Annotated in this window: 19 protein-coding genes; 11 read left to right on the top strand and 8 right to left on the bottom strand. The window is 39.6% G+C overall.

The annotated features are described in order from the left end of the window. Positions 1-164: 164 nt before the first annotated feature. Positions 165-1,442, top strand: a complete 1,278-nt coding sequence (locus MKX47_RS17040; protein WP_340770751.1) for an IS110 family transposase — start codon at positions 165-167, stop codon at positions 1,440-1,442. A 405-nt stretch (positions 1,443-1,847) separates the two neighbouring features. Next, on the top strand, positions 1,848-2,039 hold the full coding sequence (locus MKX47_RS17035) for a hypothetical protein (RefSeq protein ID WP_340776585.1): 192 nt from the start codon (positions 1,848-1,850) through the stop codon (positions 2,037-2,039). 152 nt (positions 2,040-2,191) lie between these two features. Here MKX47_RS17035 and MKX47_RS17030 read toward each other — a convergent pair whose 3' ends face one another. Next, positions 2,192-2,320, bottom strand: coding sequence for a YjcZ family sporulation protein (locus MKX47_RS17030; protein WP_340776582.1), 129 nt, complete (start codon positions 2,318-2,320; stop codon positions 2,192-2,194). 147 nt (positions 2,321-2,467) lie between these two features. Here MKX47_RS17030 and MKX47_RS17025 point away from each other — a divergent pair, with 147 nt between their 5' ends. Continuing rightward, positions 2,468-2,680: a hypothetical protein gene (locus MKX47_RS17025; protein ID WP_340776578.1), complete on the top strand. Its 213-nt coding sequence runs from the start codon at positions 2,468-2,470 to the stop codon at positions 2,678-2,680. 26 nt (positions 2,681-2,706) lie between these two features. Here the strand turns inward: MKX47_RS17025 and MKX47_RS17020 are convergent, their stop codons facing one another. From MKX47_RS17020 to MKX47_RS16995, 6 genes are all read right to left on the bottom strand, one after another. Next, complete coding sequence (locus MKX47_RS17020; protein WP_340776576.1) at positions 2,707-2,937, bottom strand: DUF1540 domain-containing protein; 231 nt, start codon at positions 2,935-2,937, stop codon at positions 2,707-2,709. Between the two features lie 191 nt (positions 2,938-3,128). Then, complete coding sequence (locus MKX47_RS17015) at positions 3,129-4,034, bottom strand: ABC transporter ATP-binding protein (RefSeq protein ID WP_340776574.1); 906 nt, start codon at positions 4,032-4,034, stop codon at positions 3,129-3,131. After that, a complete protein-coding gene (locus MKX47_RS17010; protein ID WP_340776573.1) occupies positions 4,034-5,080 on the bottom strand; it encodes an ABC transporter ATP-binding protein in 1,047 nt (348 codons plus the stop codon). The genes MKX47_RS17015 and MKX47_RS17010 overlap by 1 nt, the downstream gene beginning before the upstream one ends. A 15-nt stretch (positions 5,081-5,095) precedes the next feature. Then, positions 5,096-6,031: an ABC transporter permease gene (locus MKX47_RS17005; RefSeq protein ID WP_340776572.1), complete on the bottom strand. Its 936-nt coding sequence runs from the start codon at positions 6,029-6,031 to the stop codon at positions 5,096-5,098. After that, entirely contained in the window at positions 6,028-6,960 is a 933-nt protein-coding gene (locus tag MKX47_RS17000; RefSeq protein WP_340776571.1) for an ABC transporter permease, read from the bottom strand. The genes MKX47_RS17005 and MKX47_RS17000 overlap by 4 nt, the downstream gene beginning before the upstream one ends. A gap of 125 nt (positions 6,961-7,085) precedes the next feature. After that, a complete protein-coding gene (locus tag MKX47_RS16995) occupies positions 7,086-8,753 on the bottom strand; it encodes a peptide ABC transporter substrate-binding protein (protein WP_340776568.1) in 1,668 nt (555 codons plus the stop codon). 432 nt (positions 8,754-9,185) lie between these two features. Here MKX47_RS16995 and MKX47_RS16990 point away from each other — a divergent pair, with 432 nt between their 5' ends. From MKX47_RS16990 to MKX47_RS16970, 5 genes are all read left to right on the top strand, one after another. Continuing rightward, complete coding sequence (locus tag MKX47_RS16990; RefSeq protein WP_340776566.1) at positions 9,186-10,727, top strand: catalase; 1,542 nt, start codon at positions 9,186-9,188, stop codon at positions 10,725-10,727. Between the two features lie 87 nt (positions 10,728-10,814). Further along, entirely contained in the window at positions 10,815-11,312 is a 498-nt protein-coding gene (locus MKX47_RS16985) for a YehS family protein (RefSeq protein ID WP_340776565.1), read from the top strand. A 138-nt stretch (positions 11,313-11,450) separates the two neighbouring features. After that, positions 11,451-12,350: a radical SAM/SPASM domain-containing protein gene (locus MKX47_RS16980; protein ID WP_340776564.1), complete on the top strand. Its 900-nt coding sequence runs from the start codon at positions 11,451-11,453 to the stop codon at positions 12,348-12,350. 133 nt (positions 12,351-12,483) lie between these two features. Further along, on the top strand, positions 12,484-12,963 hold the full coding sequence (locus MKX47_RS16975; protein ID WP_340776562.1) for a protoglobin domain-containing protein: 480 nt from the start codon (positions 12,484-12,486) through the stop codon (positions 12,961-12,963). After that, the gene (locus tag MKX47_RS16970; protein WP_340776559.1) at positions 12,938-14,233 is read left to right on the top strand and encodes a methyl-accepting chemotaxis protein; all 1,296 of its coding nucleotides are present in this window, start codon (positions 12,938-12,940) and stop codon (positions 14,231-14,233) included. The genes MKX47_RS16975 and MKX47_RS16970 overlap by 26 nt, the downstream gene beginning before the upstream one ends. A gap of 51 nt (positions 14,234-14,284) precedes the next feature. On the opposite strand, the gene MKX47_RS16965 is transcribed toward MKX47_RS16970, so the two are convergent. Next, on the bottom strand, positions 14,285-14,860 hold the full coding sequence (locus MKX47_RS16965; RefSeq protein WP_340776557.1) for a metallophosphoesterase family protein: 576 nt from the start codon (positions 14,858-14,860) through the stop codon (positions 14,285-14,287). Between the two features lie 516 nt (positions 14,861-15,376). On the opposite strand from MKX47_RS16965, the gene MKX47_RS16960 reads away from it, so the two are divergent. The 3 genes from MKX47_RS16960 to MKX47_RS16950 all read left to right on the top strand — a co-directional run bounded on the left by MKX47_RS16960 (position 15,377) and on the right by MKX47_RS16950 (position 19,166). Further along, a complete protein-coding gene (locus tag MKX47_RS16960) occupies positions 15,377-16,558 on the top strand; it encodes an acetyl-CoA C-acetyltransferase (protein WP_340776554.1) in 1,182 nt (393 codons plus the stop codon). 140 nt (positions 16,559-16,698) lie between these two features. Further along, positions 16,699-17,934, top strand: a complete 1,236-nt coding sequence (locus tag MKX47_RS16955) for a DEAD/DEAH box helicase (protein WP_340776551.1) — start codon at positions 16,699-16,701, stop codon at positions 17,932-17,934. Between the two features lie 2 nt (positions 17,935-17,936). Beyond that, positions 17,937-19,166, top strand: a complete 1,230-nt coding sequence (locus MKX47_RS16950) for an aminopeptidase (protein WP_340776547.1) — start codon at positions 17,937-17,939, stop codon at positions 19,164-19,166. Positions 19,167-19,184: the final 18 nt, after the last annotated feature.

Below are 19,184 nucleotides of genomic sequence, written 5' to 3'. Positions count from 1 at the left end.
ACCGATTTTTTACATAAATGATACACTCCCGCACATGCTAGTTGAAAGGGAGCATTCCTGTTAGAAGAATTTTCAGGGACTTGAAAAGAAAAAAGCCCTCTCGTATGATGTTTGAGTGTCAACCAGACAATTGACTCGCACATCTACAGAGAGGACTTACAACAATGAATTTTAATACGAATGAAAAAATTAATCAAGTTTCTGAAAATACGTTAGTCATTGGCATCGATATTGCCAAGCATAAGCACTTCGCTTGTGCTGTGGATGATCGCGGTCGCGTGCTCCAAAAATCATTTCCTATCGTGCAATCACGTATCGGATTTGAAGCGTTTTATGAGCGTCTGCTTACGTTAAAAACGGCACATGAAAAACAAGAAATCCTCGTTGGTTTCGAGCCAACTGGTCACTACTGGATGAACTTAGCGGCGTTTTTAACACACTATGGGATTCCGTTTGTGATGGTCAATCCGATGCACGTCAATCGCTCGAAAGAACTCGACGACAACCTGCAGACGAAAAATGACCAAAAAGATGCGCTTGTCATCGCCCGTCTAATGCGAGATGGACGCTTTAGCTATCCTCGTCTTTTAGAAGGCGTGGAAGCGGAATTACGAAATGGTGCGACGTTGCGTTCAAAAATTCAAGAGGATTTAAACGCCCTTCAAAACCGCATCATTCGTTGGTTAGACCGTTTCTTCCCAGAGTTTACACAAGTCTTTAAAAATTTTGGAAAAATGGCGTATGCGGTGCTGGAAAAAACGCCGCTGCCAATGGATATTCAAGGGAAAACACCGGAAGAACTGCTCTTCCTTTATCGCCAAGTAGACGGGATGAAAAGTCCTCAACTACCGAAAGCGAAACAATTAGTCGAACTGGCACCTCATTCAATTGGACTGACGGAAGGACTGGTGATGGCCCGTTATGAAATCGCCACACTGCTTTCTCAAGTGAAACTAATGCAGGCACAGCTCGATGAATTGACTGTACAATTAACGGAATTAGCGAAACAAATGACGGATTATGACTACCTAGCATCTGTACCCGGAATCGGCGATGTCACGATTGTCGAATTACTATCAGAAGTCGGTTCGCTCACGCAATATACGCATCCACGCCAATTAATCAAACTCGCGGGACTCACATTGCGTGAAAACTCTTCAGGTAAACAAACCGGACAAAAACGGATTTCTAAACGTGGAAGACGCAAACTTCGCGCCCTCCTATTCCGTGTCATGATGCCATTGATTCAACATAATCTAGCGTTTAAAGCGTTACACGAACATTACACCACACGCACCAACAATCCACTGCGTAAAAAGCAATCGATTGTCGTCCTGTGTGGGAAGTTACTGAAGATTTTACATGCCTTGTGTAACAAGAAAATTTATTTTAATCCAGACCAAATGATGAACGATTTCACCCAGCTTCAAACGGCTGCGTAAGCGACACCATCAGAAGTCACAAACAAGAGGATGACACGGAGAAGCCGGCACTATTTCCACCATTCGACCGTGCGAATCGCAAAGAGTCCCTAAGGGAGCATCGCCAGCCTCTGCCTTATGAATAGACCGAACGAAGGAATGTACGCGCATCAGACGCCTAGAGATATGGGAGGGTCCGTCATCATAAGCAACGCAGAGATCCAAAAGTGCATCGATATAGCGCACAGGATCAGAGGGATAATTACCATTTACTGGTTTATCCTATAGCGAAGCGTACGGACTGTTTGTAAAAAAAATCAAGAATTACAAAATAACGATAGATGTACGTGTCGAAAAATATTTTTTGGACACTCGAAAACGGTGCAAACCATTGATATATCAACATTTATAGAGGGAGGTGTATGAATGGAAGGAAAGAAGTATACAAAAGCGGGAACAGATATTGAAGAAGTGAAGCGATTAAATGCCTCGTCAGGTTCTTCCTACAATGAAATGCTTGCCATACTTGGACAAGCATCAAGAAAAAAGCCAAAAGAAGAATTTGCGGCAGAACCATTGGACGTAAATGTAGTAATTGATCGAACGAAAAAAAACTAATTACTACGGTATGTAGGGACTGAAGAGAATTTCCTTGTTTTTAAGAAATCTGAAATATCCCTTCACTCCTGTAGTAGTTGAGGTGTGAAGGGAGAATTCCATTGGCAAAGGTTCTTTCAAAATATAGAGAAGGCGCTATCTACTGAGTAGTATTAATAGCCTCCACCGTACATTGTAGCACCCACGATAATTAATAAGATAAAGAGAACTACAATTAATACAAAGCCTGAACCATTACCATAACCGCTGTTACCACCCCATGAATAGCCTGCTGAACCCATTTTTTTCACTCCTTTATTTAGGATTAATTCAGAATATGTAAAGAAATAAAAAAAGTATGGATATTTGTATTAGATAGTTGTTGTTTTTTTGAAAGATTACATAAAAAAATTTTGCTCGCACAAGCTACTAAAGAGGAGGTGTGCTTGATGAAACAGCAACAAAAGGTAAAAATTATACATGAAACATTAGGTTTTTCCTATAATGATGCCGAGGCACTAATCGAAAAGGCGCGTGAAGTGCATACGGTCGATGAAATCCCACTTGGGTCTTTAAAGGCCAATGCAGAAGTAGACAGCAACAATTTCGTCATCAATCAAATTCCTGATATGATTCATTTAGACCGTGATGGACCAAGGTAACATATAGGGAAAAGAACGAATGCAGGCTATGCATTCGTTCTTTTATCCTTTTTTGAAATAAATGTTTTACAGCAAGTGTCTTTTGAATGCGCGGCAACACTTAATAGATGTGCATCAAAATCAGTCGAAAACTCTGCTTGTTGATGCTGCTTTCCATGAGTATCTGCATGGATTTCAATTTTCTCTGCACCACAAAGATTACCTATTTCATGGAAAAAGCAATTTTCGACTGTACATTTTACTTCAACAATTGGCATTTACATCCCCACCTTCGATTCATGATCCATCATAGTGTGTCCAAAAAAAACTCATTTTAATGCGAATAATTATTTTTCCAAAAATTATTAAAAGATGCCAATCAAGGTGGGAGAGGATGGCTGGATTGATGGATAGCACGTAGACCATAAAAAAATACAGTCACGTGGAAGAATCTCCACGCGGCTGTAGCTTATAACCATTTATGAAGCTGTTCTTTTGTTGCAAAGACGAAATGACCAGGGCGTGCTTCTAATACTTCTGCATTTGCTGGGGTTTCCTCATGCTTGTATGGAATACGAACACGTTTCCGCTCATACTCTGGATTTGGCTGAGGTACTGCAGATAGCAATGATTTCGTGTAAGGATGAATCGGATGATTATAAATTTCATCCGCTAGGCCAAGCTCTAAAATTTTCCCACGGTACATAACAGCAATTCGGTCAGAAATATACTTGACCATCGACAGGTCATGCGCGATGAATAAATAGGTTAACCCACGCTCTTTTTGTAGCTGTTTTAATAAGTTCACAACTTGCGCTTGAATCGATACATCCAGCGCGGAAATTGGCTCATCGGCAATAATGAAGCTAGGGTTTAAGCTGAGTGCGCGTGCAATCCCGATACGCTGACGCTGACCACCTGAAAACTCATGTGCGTAGCGATTGGCATGTTCACGGTTAAGCCCAACTGATTCAAGAAGTTCGCCGATTTTCTGTTGGCGTTCTTTTTTATTTTTATAGAGACCGTGAATCTCAAAGCTCTCTGCAATAATTTCCCCAGCCGTCATACGTGGATTTAATGACGCATATGGATCTTGGAAAATCATCTGCATTTCACGATGGAATTGCATAGATTCCTTACGAGAAGAATAGGAATTTACATTTTTCCCATTAAACAAAATTTCGCCATCCGTAATATCATAAAGTCGGATAATGGAGCGACCAGTCGTTGATTTTCCACAGCCAGACTCACCTACAAGACCCAGTGTTTCGCCTTCAAATACATCGAAGCTAATACCGTCTACTGCTTTAATCGGCTCCTTTGAAGTGCCGAAATATTGCTTTAAATTCTTAACTTCTAATAATTTTTTCCTCATTATGCTTCACCTCCCCTTGCTGCTGCAATACGACGCGCGACAACTTCAGGAATTGGGATATGTGGAGCATCTGGATGCTGTAACCATGTTTTGGCGAAATGTGTGTCAGAAACTTGGAACATCGGTGGCTCTTCTTCAAAGTCAATCGCTAAAGCAAGCTCATTTCGTGGTGCAAATGCACAGCCGATAGGAGGATTGATTAAGTTCGGTGGAGAACCAGGAATCGCACGTAAAAGCTCGTCGGATGAATTGTTTAAATCCGGCATAGAACCGAGTAATCCCCATGTATATGGGTGCTTTGGATCATAGAAAATATCTTCAACCGTACCGTATTCCACAATTTGTCCAGCATACATAACGGCTACTCGGTCTGCGACATTTGCGACAACGCCAAGGTCATGGGTAATGAAAATGATCGATGTATTCGATGATTTTTGAATTTCTTTCATTAACTCTAAAATTTGCGCTTGAATCGTTACGTCCAGTGCGGTTGTTGGCTCGTCCGCAATTAAAAGCTTCGGATCTGCAGCAAGTGCAATGGCAATCACAACACGCTGACGCATTCCACCAGATAGCTCATGCGGGTAGGATTTGTAACGTTTTTCAGGGAATGGAATCCCAACTTGGTCGAGCAATTCAATCGCACGTCTTTTGGCAGCGTCCTTTGAATCGACCTTTCGATGCTTTAAGAGCACTTCTGTAATTTGCTTGCCAATTCGCATCGTTGGATTTAATGCGGTCATCGGATCTTGGAAAATCATCGCGATCTCATTACCTCGAATCGCGAGCATCTCTTTTTCGCTAAGTGGAATTAAATCTTTCCCGTTAAAGAGAATTTCACCACCAGCGTAAATTCCAGGTGGCTGTGGGATTAGCTTCATCAGTGCGTTACTTGTAACACTTTTGCCTGAGCCAGATTCCCCAACGATGGCTAGTGTTTCACCTTCATATAATTCGAAATTTACGCCACGTACTGCTTGCACGATGCCGGCGTACGTTTTGAAATGAACATGCAAATTTTTAACATCTAAAAGTTTCTTTTTCATATCGTACACCCTTTTCTATTTTCGTAATTTAGGATCTAATGCGTCACGAAGTCCATCTCCAACCGCGTTAAATGCAAAAATGGTTAACGAAATGAAGAGGGCAGGGAATATTAAACGCCATGGCGCGGATTGGATAGCCTTATTCCCTTCTGAAGCCATCGTTCCCCAACTTGACATCGGCTGTTGAACCCCTAAGCCGATATAGCTTAAAAAGGATTCTGTAAAAATCGCACCTGGAATCGTTAAAGTCATCGTAACTAAAATCGCACCCATTGCATTCGGAATCAAATGGCGCTTAATTAAATGCCATGTATTTGCACCTAAAGTTTGAGCAGCCATTACATATTCGCGATTTTTGATTGACAGCACTTCTGCACGGACGATACGCGCCATATTGACCCAGCCCGTTATCGAAAGGGCAATAATCATAGGAATTAATCCTTTTTCCATTACGACTAATAAAATAATGACCACTAATAAATAAGGAATCGCCGTTAAAACATCGGCAATACGCATCATAATATTATCGACACGACCACCTAGTAAGCCTGAAACACTGCCCCAAAGAACGCCGATAATTAAATCAATGACAGCAGCCGCAAGTCCGATAAATAAAGAAATACGAGCGCCTTGCCAAACACGAACAAAGAGGTCACGTGCTAAGTCATCTGTTCCAAACCAATGAGTAGCAGATGGCGCGGTATTGTAGAGTCCTGTATTTTCTTCGTAAGACCATGAAGAGAACATCGGTGCGAAAATGGCCATAATGGTAACGAACGCTAAAATAATGAGTCCAATAAGCGCTAATTTATTATGAGAAAATCGATACATAACTTCTTGCCAAAAGGATACTTGCTTTTTGTTTAATGTATCTGCTTCATTTGTACGAGCCCCAACAACTTTAAAACGTTCGGGAGCGATATGGTCGAAGTTGTTATTAGTGGATGTCATGATTTTTTCGCTCCTTTTAACTTAATTCGTGGATCAATGAATTGATATAAAATATCTACTACTAATACAGCGAGCAATAAAATAATGGAATAGAAAACGGTTACACCCATGATCGTTGTATAATCTCGGTTCGTAATGGATTGAACGAAGTGGCGTCCAATACCAGGAATCGCGAAAATTTGTTCGATAATGAAACTACCCGTGACAACACCAGCAGTTAAAGGTCCTAAATATGTGACAACTGGCAACAATGCATTGCGTAGTGAGTGTTTGAAAACGACTGACCATTTGCCAATCCCTTTTGCACGTGCTAGCTTAACGTACTCACTATTATTTTGTTCTAACATGCTTGATCGTGTTAGTTTTGCAATGAAGCCGGCGTGTGTTAGGGCAATTGCTGTTGCAGGCAGTACTGTATAGATAAAGCCTTTCCATCCAGTTACCGGGAACCATCCGAGCTTCAAAGCGAAGAATAATTGCAATAGACCCGCTAAAATAAAGGATGGTACTGAAATTCCTAATACGGCGATTACAGTCGACACATAGTCAGGAAACTTATTATGGTAAAGTGCTGATATCACTCCGAGTAATATCCCAAGACCAATGGCTAAAATCATTGCCTCTAACCCTAAAACTAAAGACACTGGGAATCCTTCAGAAATCATATCGTTTACAGAACGCCCTTTATATTTCATTGATTCACCGAAATCAAATGTAAAAGACGAAACTAAATAGTCCTTATATTGAATGTACCAAGGATTGTTGAGGCCATATTTTTCATTAAGTTGCTGTTCAATTGCTGGCGGAAGTTGACGTTCACTTGCGAATGGACTACCTGGGGCCAACTTCATTAAGAAAAAGGTAGCCGAAATAATAACAAAAAGGGCAACAAAGATGTATAGAATGCGCTTTAAAATGTAGGTAAGCATTGGACAGACCTCCTTTAACTTTTTAGAATATTCTGTAATATTAGGAAAGGCTGCTCCAAATCACGAGGATTTTTGAGCAGCCTTTCGTGTACAACTACACAAAAAATACTGATGAAACGTTCAGATTATTTGTTGATATCAACATTTTTAAGTGAAATATTACCTAAAGCATCTGGAACCATATTCGTAACATAATCCTTGTTAATGTAAAGGTTTGTATAGAAGTAGATTGGCGCTACTGGCATTTCATTCATCATAATTGCTTCAGCTTCTAATAAGATTGCAGTACGTTTTGCTGGATCAGTTTCAACAACAGATTGCTTTAATAATGCTGTGTAATCAGCATTTTCCCAACCTGTATCGTTGTTACCATTTGAAGCTGTGTTATACATTTCTAGGAATGTATAGGCATCATTGTAGTCAGCAATCCAGCCTAAACGACCAACTTGGTAGTCTAAGTTTGAAAGCTTATCTAAATACACTTGCCATTCAGAATTATCAAGCTTTGCTTTGATTCCTAATTGTGAAGTCCAGCCTTGTTGGATGAACTGAGCGATTGCAGCATGTGCTTCAGATGTATTGTAAGAAACGGTAATCTCTAAATCTGCTGGACTAGCTAAACCTAATTCTTTTAAACCAGCATCTAGGAATTTCTTAGCTTCTTCATAATCAGCATCCTTGAAGTAACCAGAATCATCACCGAAACCGCCAACCGCATTTGGAACGATACCTAAAGCTGGCTCTTGCTCACCTTTTGTAATGTTCTTGATTAGACCTGCACGGTCGATTGATAAAGCTAGAGCCTTACGGATATTGACGTTGCTCATCACTTTGTCAGTTGTATTAAATTTATACCAGTAAATACCAGAGTATGGTGCTACATTTAACGAACCATCTGATTTTAGGCGGTCAATCGCATCTAAAGAAATTGAGCCGAAGTTAGTACCTAAGAAATCAATTTCTTCTGCATCATACATGGCCATTTGAGAGCTTTCAGACTCTACGATTGAAATGTTGGCAGTGTCAATTTTTACATTTGCTGCATCCCAGTAAGTGTCTGATTTTGTTAAGACGATGTTTCCGTTATGAACCCACTCAGTTAACGTATATGGACCGTTTGAAACGATTGTATCTGCTTCTGTGTACCAGTTTGCATTCGCTTCTTGAGTCGCTTTATGGAATGGATACATTGTTTTGAAAGCAGTTAACTCTAAGAAGTACGGTGTTGGCACTTCTAAAGTTACTTCGATTGTTTTTTCATCAATTACCTTAATACCTAAATCATCAGCTGAACCTGTACCAAGGTTAAATGCTTCAGCACCTTTGATTGGGTATAAAATCGAAGCGTATTCAGATGCGTTTGCTGGATCTAACACCCATTTCCAAGAAAATGCGAAATCCTCTGCAGTAACAGGGTCGCCATTTGTCCATTGAGCATCACGTAATTTGAACGTGTATGTTAACAGGTCATCAGAAATTTCATAGCTTTCAGCAGCAGCTTCTGTTGCTTCACCGTTTTCCATTGTCATTAATCCTTCAAAGATGTTTTGAATCATCGTGCTTGAAGTTGTATCTGTCGCTAAACCAGGGTGTAATGATGGTGGCTCAGATCCGAATACTAAGTTAATTTCTTTTGGTTCTGAAGCTGTCTCTGTTGTGCCTTCAGATCCTGTTTCTGTCGTGCCTTCAGATGAATTGTCAACCTCTTCCTTGCTGTCATCTGTATTACATGCAGCAAGTACAATCGATAGTACAAGTACCATCATTAGCGTTAAAAACTTGTTGAATTTCATTTGTTAACCTCCCATTTTGCGTAATTTTCTGAAAACTCTGTAACGCAATATAACTATATCAAAAACAAAGGAAATAATAAATCCTTTTTCAAGTTTTTAGAAATTTATTTTTGATAATTGTTTAATAGCGGAATAATTATACGTTTTTTACGAGATGCATTTATTAGGAGATATGTGTTTTAAATAGCATTTTTTTCTTTAAAGGAGAGTTGTAAGGTCTATGTAATATTGAATTAATATTGGCGAAATAATATAACATCATTGTGTGAGTTGGAATGTATAGAAAATAGGATATCAAAAAAATACAATATTGAAGAATAATAAATGGGGATCTAAAGATACATAGAGTAGTGAATACTTATTCAATAAATGTGAATTCCAAATGAATAATTTTTTTCCATTTCTCCTATGCTTATAGAAAGGAGTGAGGAAATGGAAGAAAATACATTAACAAATCGCCAAGGCCATCCTGTTACGAATAATCAACAAATTCGTTCTATTGGAAAACGTGGTCCAGCGACATTAGAAAACTATGATTTTATTGAAAAAATTAGTCACTTTGATCGTGAACGTGTACCAGAGCGTGTTGTGCATGCAAGGGGGGCTGGGGCTCACGGCTATTTTGAAGCATATGGTACAGTTGGCAATGAGCTGATTTCTAAGTACACAAGGGCAAAGCTGTTTCAAACAAAGGGAAAAAAAACCCCTGTATTCGTCCGTTTTTCAACCGTGATTCATGGAGGACATTCGCCTGAAACATTGCGGGATCCACGTGGCTTTGCGGTTAAATTTTATACAGAGGATGGAAACTGGGATTTAGTAGGCAATAATTTAAAAATATTCTTTATTCGTGATGCGATGAAGTTCCCCGATATGATCCATGCTTTCAAGCCAGATCCCGTAACCAATCGTCAAGATGCAGAGCGTTTTTTTGATTTTTGTGCAGCCTCACCTGAAAGTTTCCATATGGTAACGCTTATTTATTCGCCGTGGGGTATTCCAGCAAACTATCGTATGATGCAGGGCTCTGGCGTCAACACGTATAAATGGGTCAATGAACAAGGAAAAGCCATGCTTATTAAGTATCATTGGGAGCCGAAGCAAGGGATTCGCAATTTGACACAGCAGCAGGCTCAGGATATACAAGGAAAGAATTTTAACCATGCAACGCAAGATTTATTTGATGCGATTGAAAAGAAGGAATATCCTGAATGGGAGCTGCTTGTACAAATGATGGAGGACGGCGAACATCCTGAGCTTGATTTTGATCCGCTTGATGATACGAAGCTTTGGCCCGAGGAAAAATTCCCATGGCTTGCAGTTGGTAAAATGACACTGAATAAGAATCCAGATGATTATTTTACAGAAGTAGAACAAGTTGCATTTGGCACGGGTGTATTAGTAGATGGGCTTGATTTTTCTGATGATAAAATGCTACAAGGGCGTACATTTAGCTATTCCGATACACAGCGTTACCGAGTAGGAGCGAATTATTTGCAGTTGCCGATTAATGCCCCGAAAAAGCATGTCGCCACAAATCAGCGCGGTGGGCAAATGCAATATAAAGTGGATACAAATGAAAATCCACATATTAATTACGAGCCATCTTTACTAGGCGGTTTAAAAGAAGCTAAACAAACTGGAACAGAGTATACACCTTATATAGAAGGAAATTTAGTACGAGCTCCGCTAGATCGTACAAATGACACGAAGCAAGCAGGTGAAACGTATCGTAAATTTGAAAAATGGGAGCAAGATGATTTGATTCTTAACTTAACGACGGATTTAGCAAAATGTGCACCCGTTATTCAAGAAACGATGATTCGTTACGCGGAAGAGGCAGATGCGGAATACGGGCGTCGCTTGCGAGAAAATTTAAAAAATACGGATAGTACAGGTCCACTAGGGAATGCACAAAATGACGAGGCAGTAGAGCAGGCTATTAATGAAAGTAAAGAAACAGATCATCTATAATGAAAAGCATGTCCGAGCAATCGAATTAACATGGGAGCGTGAACCTCTGTTATAATAGCCTTTAGCAAAACATTGATGGAGGCTATTATGGAAAATAACGATATTTTAATCCGTGTGCGTTATGCACTTGATTTGAAAAATAGAGAAATGGTTGAAATTTTTAAGCTAGGTGGCGAAACAGTGACGCCAGAAGAAATGCCAAAAATTTTAACAAAGTCGATAGCAAAAGATGAGGAAATACCAGCTGATTACGATCAAATTAAATTAAATGATAAAAAGCTTGAAGCATTTTTCAATGGACTGATTACATTTAAACGAGGGCCAATGCCTAAAAGAGAAGGGCAAGCCGTACCAGTACAAGAAAAACCAGATCATGTTAACAATATGGTATTGAAAAAATTGAAGGTGGCCTGTCAGCTAACAACAGAGGAAATGCTGGATGTTTTAGATGATGGGGGCATCGCGGTATCAAAAGGTGAGCTAGGTGCGATTATGCGTAAGCCGGGTCACCGTAATTATAAAGAATGTGGCGATAACTTCACACGAAAGTTTTTAAAGGGTCTTTCCATTCGTTATCGCGGATAAATAGAAGGTGTACGAAAAGTTAAATTTTCGTGCATCTTTTTTTGAGGTTGTACAAGCCAGTGTTGTTGCTTCCTATTTAGAGCAGATATTTGTTACAATGAAAAGTATTGTTTATAAAAAAGGAACGGTGAACGAACGTTGAAAACATTTAAAAAGGTATATATTGAAATTACGAGCGTTTGCAATTTAGCGTGTAGCTTTTGTCCGCCAACTGAACGTGCAAAGGGCTTAATAAAAGTTGAACAATTTGCCAACATATTAGATGAAATTAGTGGGTATACCAAATATATTTATTTACATGTAAAGGGGGAGCCGCTTTTACATCCGCGCATTGGACAATTATTAGACATCGCTCATGAAAAAGGCTTCAAAGTGAATATTACAACAAATGGTACTTTAATTAAAAAGAACCGAGACAAGTTATTAGGAAAGCCTGCATTACGACAAATTAATTTTTCTTTACACAGCTTTGATGGGCATGAGGGCTCAGAAAACCGCGAAAAATATTTAGGAGATATTTTAGAATTTGTTCGTGATGTACGGGAGCATAATGTCATTATTTCGTATCGTCTGTGGAATTTACAGCGCAATAATATTTCGGAAATCGCTAATCGACGCAATCGCGAAACATTAGAGATTCTTGAAAAAGAATATGATTTGGATTATGAAATTCAAGAACGTGTAGAAATGGGGAAGGGCATCAAAATTTCGAAAAATATTTACTTAAACCAAGATCATGAATTCCGCTGGCCAAGTCTACTCGAAAAAGCAGATGAGGGGAAAGGCTTTTGCCATGCGCTTCGTACACATGCTGCAATTTTAGTAGACGGCTCTGTAGTTCCTTGCTGCTTAGATGGAGAAGGCGTTATTAACTTAGGAAATGTTCATGAACAAAAATTTGGTGAAATTATTGGGAGCGAACGTGCGCAAAATTTAGTAGATGGATTTTCGAGACGTGAGGCAGTGGAGGAATTATGTAAAAAATGCGGATTCCGACAAAAGTTTGGCATGGCTTCTGAATTACCTGATATGGAGTAATTCGGTATACTATGGTTGCGTTTTACTTTTCAGTAACCTGTAGTATGATAAAAGTAATTATTTGTAATAGTTTACCTTGTTTTTTCTATAGAAAGTCACTTGATCATCTAAATGGTAGTAGGGAGATTAAATTATGTTTGGGAAGAGTAAAGTTGATAACTACGAGTATTTCGGTGAAGCCTCATCATCGGATATTCAAACGAATGAGCGTTTTAAAGAAAAATTAGATTTTTTAGCATTAAGTAAGGTTCGTCGACATTCGGTATCCTTATTAAATCAAATTTATACCGAAAATCGTCATGAGATTTTAGATAATTTCTATACGCGTTTACTATCGATTCCGGAATTTAAAAAGATTATCGTAGAAAATTCAAGTGTAGAACGCTTAAAAGTAACATTTGATCGCCATTTTTCCAGTCTTTTTCAAGATGAATTAAATATTGAATACGTATTTAAGCGCCGCCGAATTGCCTATACACACGCGCGTATTGGTGTATTACCGAACTGGATGATTTCTGCCTATACTTTAATCAACCAATTAATTATCCCATTAATCGCAAAGCAATGTGGACGCGATTACAAAAAAAATGCTCGATACATTGCTTGCATATGATAGTTTAGTAACATTAGATTTACAAATTATCGTTGAAACCTACATTGAAATTCAGGGCGGTTCAGTAGTAAATGGGCTTGGCGAAATCATTAAATACAATACACAGCTAGATCAAATTAAAGAACTTATTCAATTCCAAGAAGTTCAGCATAATGATGTGAAATTAGCGAGTGATTTAATGCTGGAGCTTGATTCAAGTATCGAGGAAATTGCTGCATCCATCGGTGATATTTCGACGCATACACAAGGATCATTGACAGAGCTAAATAGCGACTTAACTTCTTTACAACAAGTGTCGACGATTTTACAAAATACAGACGAAGGTCAACAAGCCGTGCGCCAAAATGTAGCTAATCTAGTAGACCGAGTACATAGTGTATCGAAAGTAATGGAGTTAATTCAAGGAATCGCAGACCAAACAAACTTACTTGCATTGAATGCATCCATCGAGGCAGCGCGTGCAGGTGAGGCTGGGAAAGGCTTTGCAGTAGTTGCAGAAGAAGTGCGCAAATTAGCAGATGATACGAAACGTTCTGTTCAATCGATTGACTCAGATATTAAAGCGTTATTACAAATTACAGAAAACATTGATGACTTAACAAAGCAATCAACCGAAGAGCTACACGTAGGGGTAGCGGATGTGATTCAAATTACAAACACATTATCTGAACTGAATGATACCCTACAAACACAGGGAGCGCGCTTTGAAGAAATTGCTTCAACAACACGTCACCAGGCTGAATCGGCATCTGAAATTGCCGAGCGGAACCGCAGTATGACTGAAAGTACGATTCGCAGTCAAGAAATTGCGTTTGATACAGGCTCGGCAATCTACGCTTTAAGTAAAATGATTGATGAATACCGTTCAAAAACGATTTCGAAAAACTTCATTATTTCTCAAGAGGATATTATCGAAGTAGCTATTACTGACCATCTATTATGGCGTTGGAAAATTTACAACTTATTATTAGGCTTTGAAGAAATGTCGAGCTTAAATTTAGACGCGCCACGCGATTCGCACTTAGGTCAGTGGTATTACGGAAAAGGCCATGAGCTGCTAGGCGATGAAAAAGAATACCGTGAGCTAGAAGCGCCATTTTTAAACGTGTATGAAATTGCGAGAAAGGCAGTAAGTGCACATACTGCGGGCGACAAAATGACAGCGGAAAAGTATTTAGATGAATTAACGGAGACATCAAAAGTTGTTATTACGAAGCTTCAACGTTTACAAGAAATTTTAGTGGAATCAAAAGCACAGTATTTAAAATAACAATAAAAAGCGAGTTGCGTAGTCGAAATGGACTATGCTACTCGCTTTTGTTCATTGAGCCTGTAAGAAGGTAACCGTCATCGATTCACTGTCATATAGACACCATTCTTTATTATCCACTACTGCGCCGACATTGATTTGATAGGGTTTTTGCCCGATTGCAAGCGGAATATTATATGGGACGGGCTGACGTTGCCCATTAATATAAATCGCAGCTTCATGACTATGTCCAAAAAATAATAAAGGTGTTTGAATTGGTGGGAATGTTGGCTTATACGTTTCATCCCATTCAATTTGATGCCCATGCATTAATGTAGCATGCTCAACTTCACGTATTTGTTCGTATTGTAAAAAACGCTCATCGCCGGTTACGAGTGCGATTCGTTCTTCTTGATTTCCGATAATTGAGGGGAATGTTAAGAGATTCATAAATTTTTCTTCAATAATGGCTGCTTCCTTTAGCTTGGCATTGCGAATGGTTTTCGCCTTTTTCTTGCCAATGGTACATTCAAACAAATCCCCTAATCCAATAATTACAGCTTGCGGTGCAATTTGTTCAATATGCTTTAAAACTTTTTTTGTATTTTTATAATGCGAATGTAAGTCGCTAATGAATGCGTACTGCAATTTTTGACCACCACCAATAAAAGAATCATTTTGTATTATACCAAGTGTCATAAAACAAGAAAATAAGTATTTTTAAAATTATTTCAAGGTTTCAAAGCGTGATAAATTAGTGAGGATGGTATGCTGAAACCCCATTGAATTCAGCCTATTACCAACAGTTTATTCAATAGAGGTGATTCATAAACTACCATTGCAAAATAATATAAGAAATGCCCAAAGATGCAATCAAGTAAAGGGATAGAGAGTGAAAGTGGAAAGGTTCAAGCTCACCAAATTCATCCTGGAGCTGATTCCCCCTTGTTTTGATGTTGCATTGCTTCATGGAAAGCTCATGGAAATGTACCTTTCTGCTCTATATAATTATACTTTTTCTCGTAAAAACATTGTTTATAAAATTGCATACTGATAGAATTGAAATATAGTAATTTTCAGAAAATTACATAAGGATTACAGGAATTATGTACAGGGGATTATGAAGTAATTTATAAAATTGTAAACACAAAGGGGAACAGTGACATGAAAAATGTATATATTGTAGACGGAGCACGTACGGCATTTACAGCGTTTGGGGGCTCATTTGCGACAACAGATGCGGTGCAATTAGGAACAAAAACAGCAATGGAAGCATTGAAGCGCTCGGGTGTATCGCCAGAACAGGTGGATCATGTTGTTTATGGTGGGGTGATTCCATCAGGTGCAAACGCTGCGTATTTAGCACGCCATATAGGACTATACACAGGAGTACCTCAAGAAGTACCAGCGCTAACATTAAACCGTTTATGTGGTTCGGGTATGCAGGCTGTTATCTCGGCAGCACAAATGATTCAGCTAGGAGAGGGGGATGTCGTACTGGCTGGCGGTGCAGAAAATATGTCACAATCACCGTATGCTAACTTCGACCAACGCTTTAATGGACCGAAAATGGGGAATTTACAATTTACAGATATGCTACAAGCAACGTTAACAGATCAGTATACAGGTTCGGGCATGGGCATGACGGCTGAAAAATTAGCCGAGCAATATGACATTTCACGTGAGGAGCAAGATGCATTTGCAATTCTTTCAAATGACCGTGCAGCACAGGCGCGCGCAGAAGGAAAGTTTGCTCAGGAAATTGTACCAGTAGTGATTTCCACACGTAAAGGTGACGTGATTGTTGATACAGATGAGCATATAAAGGAAGGTACAACAGCCGAAGCGTTAGCAAAATTGCGTCCAGCATTTAAAAAGGATGGTAGCGTAACAGCGGCGAATGCTTCGGGGATTAATGACGGAGCCGCTTCCGTTGTAGTGGCGAGTGAGGATTTTGTTCAGCAGCAAAACTTAAAACCAATGGCACGTATTGTCAGTTGGGGAATTGCGGGTGTGGATCCTACGATTATGGGAATCGGTCCCGCACCAGCGATTCGTAAAGCATTGAAGCGTGCCAATTTAACAATAGCTGATATGGATTTAGTGGAAGTGAATGAGGCATTTGCGGCACAATATATAGCCGTAGAAAAAGAGCTCGGCTTAGACCGTGATAAAACAAATGTCAACGGTGGTGCAATTGCACTGGGACATCCTGTTGGTGCGAGCGGTACACGCATTATTTTATCGGCTGCCTATGAATTACAGCGTCGAAACGGGCGCTATGCTGTTGCCAGTCTTTGCATTGGTGGTGGACAAGGAATCGCATTAATCATTGAACGCGTGTAAATTGCTAAAGGGCGTGTCCGAGAAGAATTTCTAGGACACGCCCTTCTTCACGTTTTAGCATGTAAGGCTACCTGGAAATTGCACCTATATTCACGGAATATGGTACACTGAAACCAATGAATAAAAGGTGGTAAAACAATATGTCAGTTATCAATTTACTTAATGAAACACTTCAAAATAAATGGTCGTTTGAAACAACAATGAAAATTCAAGAAGAGATGATTCCGGCAATGCTAGATGGGAAAGACATTGTCGCAGAATCTCCAACAGGCTCGGGGAAAACATTAGCTTATACATTACCCATCTTAAATAAAGTAGATGGTTCAAAAAAGCAAACGCAAGCCTTAATCGTAGCACCGTCACAGGAATTAGCGATGCAAATTGTTGAAGTAATCCGTCAGTGGACAGAGGGCACAGACATTACCGTGCAACAATTAATTGGTGGGGCAAACTCGGCGCGTCAAATTGAAAAATTAAAGAAAAAGCCAACGATTGTTGTTGGTACACCGGGACGTTTAAATGAGCTAGCACGCCAAGGAAAATTAAAGCTAAAAGAAATCGAAACGGTCGTTTTAGATGAGTGCGATCAGCTATTGAGCCGCGAATACCGTGTCGTTGTAAAATCTTTTATCGAGGGTGCAGCTTTTGGTCGTCAAGTGGTGGTTGTTTCAGCAACAATTACAGAGGAAATTAAGCTTGTGGCAGAGCGTTTAATGTTTGAGCCAGTCGCTATTAAGATTAATCCAGAAGACATGGTAAAGTTCGGTAAGGTTGTGCATTCATTTGTTAAAGTTGATGAGCGCGACAAAACTGATATGCTACGCCGTTTAGCGAATATTGAAGGGGTACGCGGGTTAGCATTCGTCAATAATATCGACCAAGTTTTAATGAAGCAAAGCAAGCTTGAATATAGAGAGGCGCCGATTGTAGCACTGCACTCAGATATGAAAAAAGACGAGCGCAAAAAAGCACTGGATGCATTCCGTAATGGAGAGGCACGTATTTTAATCGCAACGGATATTGCGGCTCGAGGCTTAGATATTTCGGGATTAACACATGTTGTTCATGTCGACGTGCCTCGAACAATTGAACAATATACACATCGCTCGGGTCGTACAGGTCGTGCCGGCGCGGATGGAGAAGTATTAACATTACTATCTTATAAAGATGAAAAGACGTATAAAAAATGGTTGCGCGAACTATCATTAAAGGGCGTGCAAAAGGTATGGCATCAGGGTGAATTTATTGAAGGAAATGCAAATACCGTAACGGCTTCGAAAAAGTCAGCCACTCCAGTAAATAAAACAGCTAAAAAACCATATCAATCAAAAACAGGTAAAAAAGGTATGACATTCAGCAAAAAGAAGGGGAATTAGTAATGACATTTGAAGAAAAATTAGAGCAATTTGCCGAGTTAGCTGTAAAAATTGGCGTCAATGTTCAAAAGGGACAATATTTATTAATCAACACGTCTACGGATACATTAGATTTTACACGTATTGTGGTGAAAAAAGCATATGAGGCTGGCGCGGGTCGTGTGCATGTCAACTTAACAGATGCTAGCTTTGAGCGTGCCTATTATGAAAATGTGACTGTCGAAGAAACAGCGAATTTCCCGAAATGGACGGTTGCGCAGCGTGAAGAGTTAATTGAGCGTAAAGGTGCGCTGCTTTGGATCGACGCAGAAAATCCAGATTTACTAGCAGGAATTGACGTTGAAAAAATTGGTGCACAGCAAAAAGCAGCGGGGGCAGCATTAGTCAACTACCGCAAAGCTGTGATGAACGATGATATCGCATGGTCAATCATCGCTGTGCCATCTGCAAAATGGGCAGCTAAGGTATTCCCAAACTTGCCTGAAAACGAGCAAGTCGATGCATTATGGGATGCGATTTTCAAAACGGTTCGCATCGGTGAAGGCAATGCTGTAGAAAACTGGGAGGCACATATTGCAAACCTACATGCACGTGCAGATCAGCTCAATGCGAAGAAATATGCAAAATTACATTATATTGCACCAGGCACAGATTTAACAATCGAATTACCTGATAAGCATTTATGGAAAAGTGGCAGCAGTAAAACGCCTGCTGGTACAACATTCATTGCCAATATGCCGACAGAGGAAGTCTTCACATTACCTGCGAAATTTGGCGTAAATGGCTATGTTTCGAATACGAAGCCGCTTGTTTATAAAGGCAATATTATTGATGAATTTAAGCTGACATTTGAAAAGGGAAAAATTATTGGTGCCGAGGCAAAAGTCGGCCAAGATTTACTGCAACAATTAATCGATTCCGATGATGGCGCTCGATATTTAGGGGAGGTTGCATTAGTACCACATGAATCCCCTATTTCAGCTTCCAATATTTTATATTACAATACATTATTCGATGAAAACGCCTCGAATCATTTAGCAATTGGCGAAGCATACCCAACGTGCTATGAGGGTGGTAAAGAGCTAGAAAAAGGTCAGTTAGAAGCGTTAGGGATTAATACGTCGATTACGCACGAAGACTTTATGATCGGTAGTGCAGAAATGGATATTGACGGCATTTTAGCAGATGGCACAACAGAACCAATCTTCCGCAAAGGAAACTGGGCCTTCTAATTTCGTAAATGAGGTGAA

Source organism: Solibacillus sp. FSL R7-0668 (assembly GCF_038006205.1).
GTDB lineage: Bacteria > Bacillota > Bacilli > Bacillales_A > Planococcaceae > Solibacillus.
The sequence above is the reverse complement of the archived record's forward strand: the minus strand, read 5'-3'. Positions and strand labels throughout refer to the sequence as shown.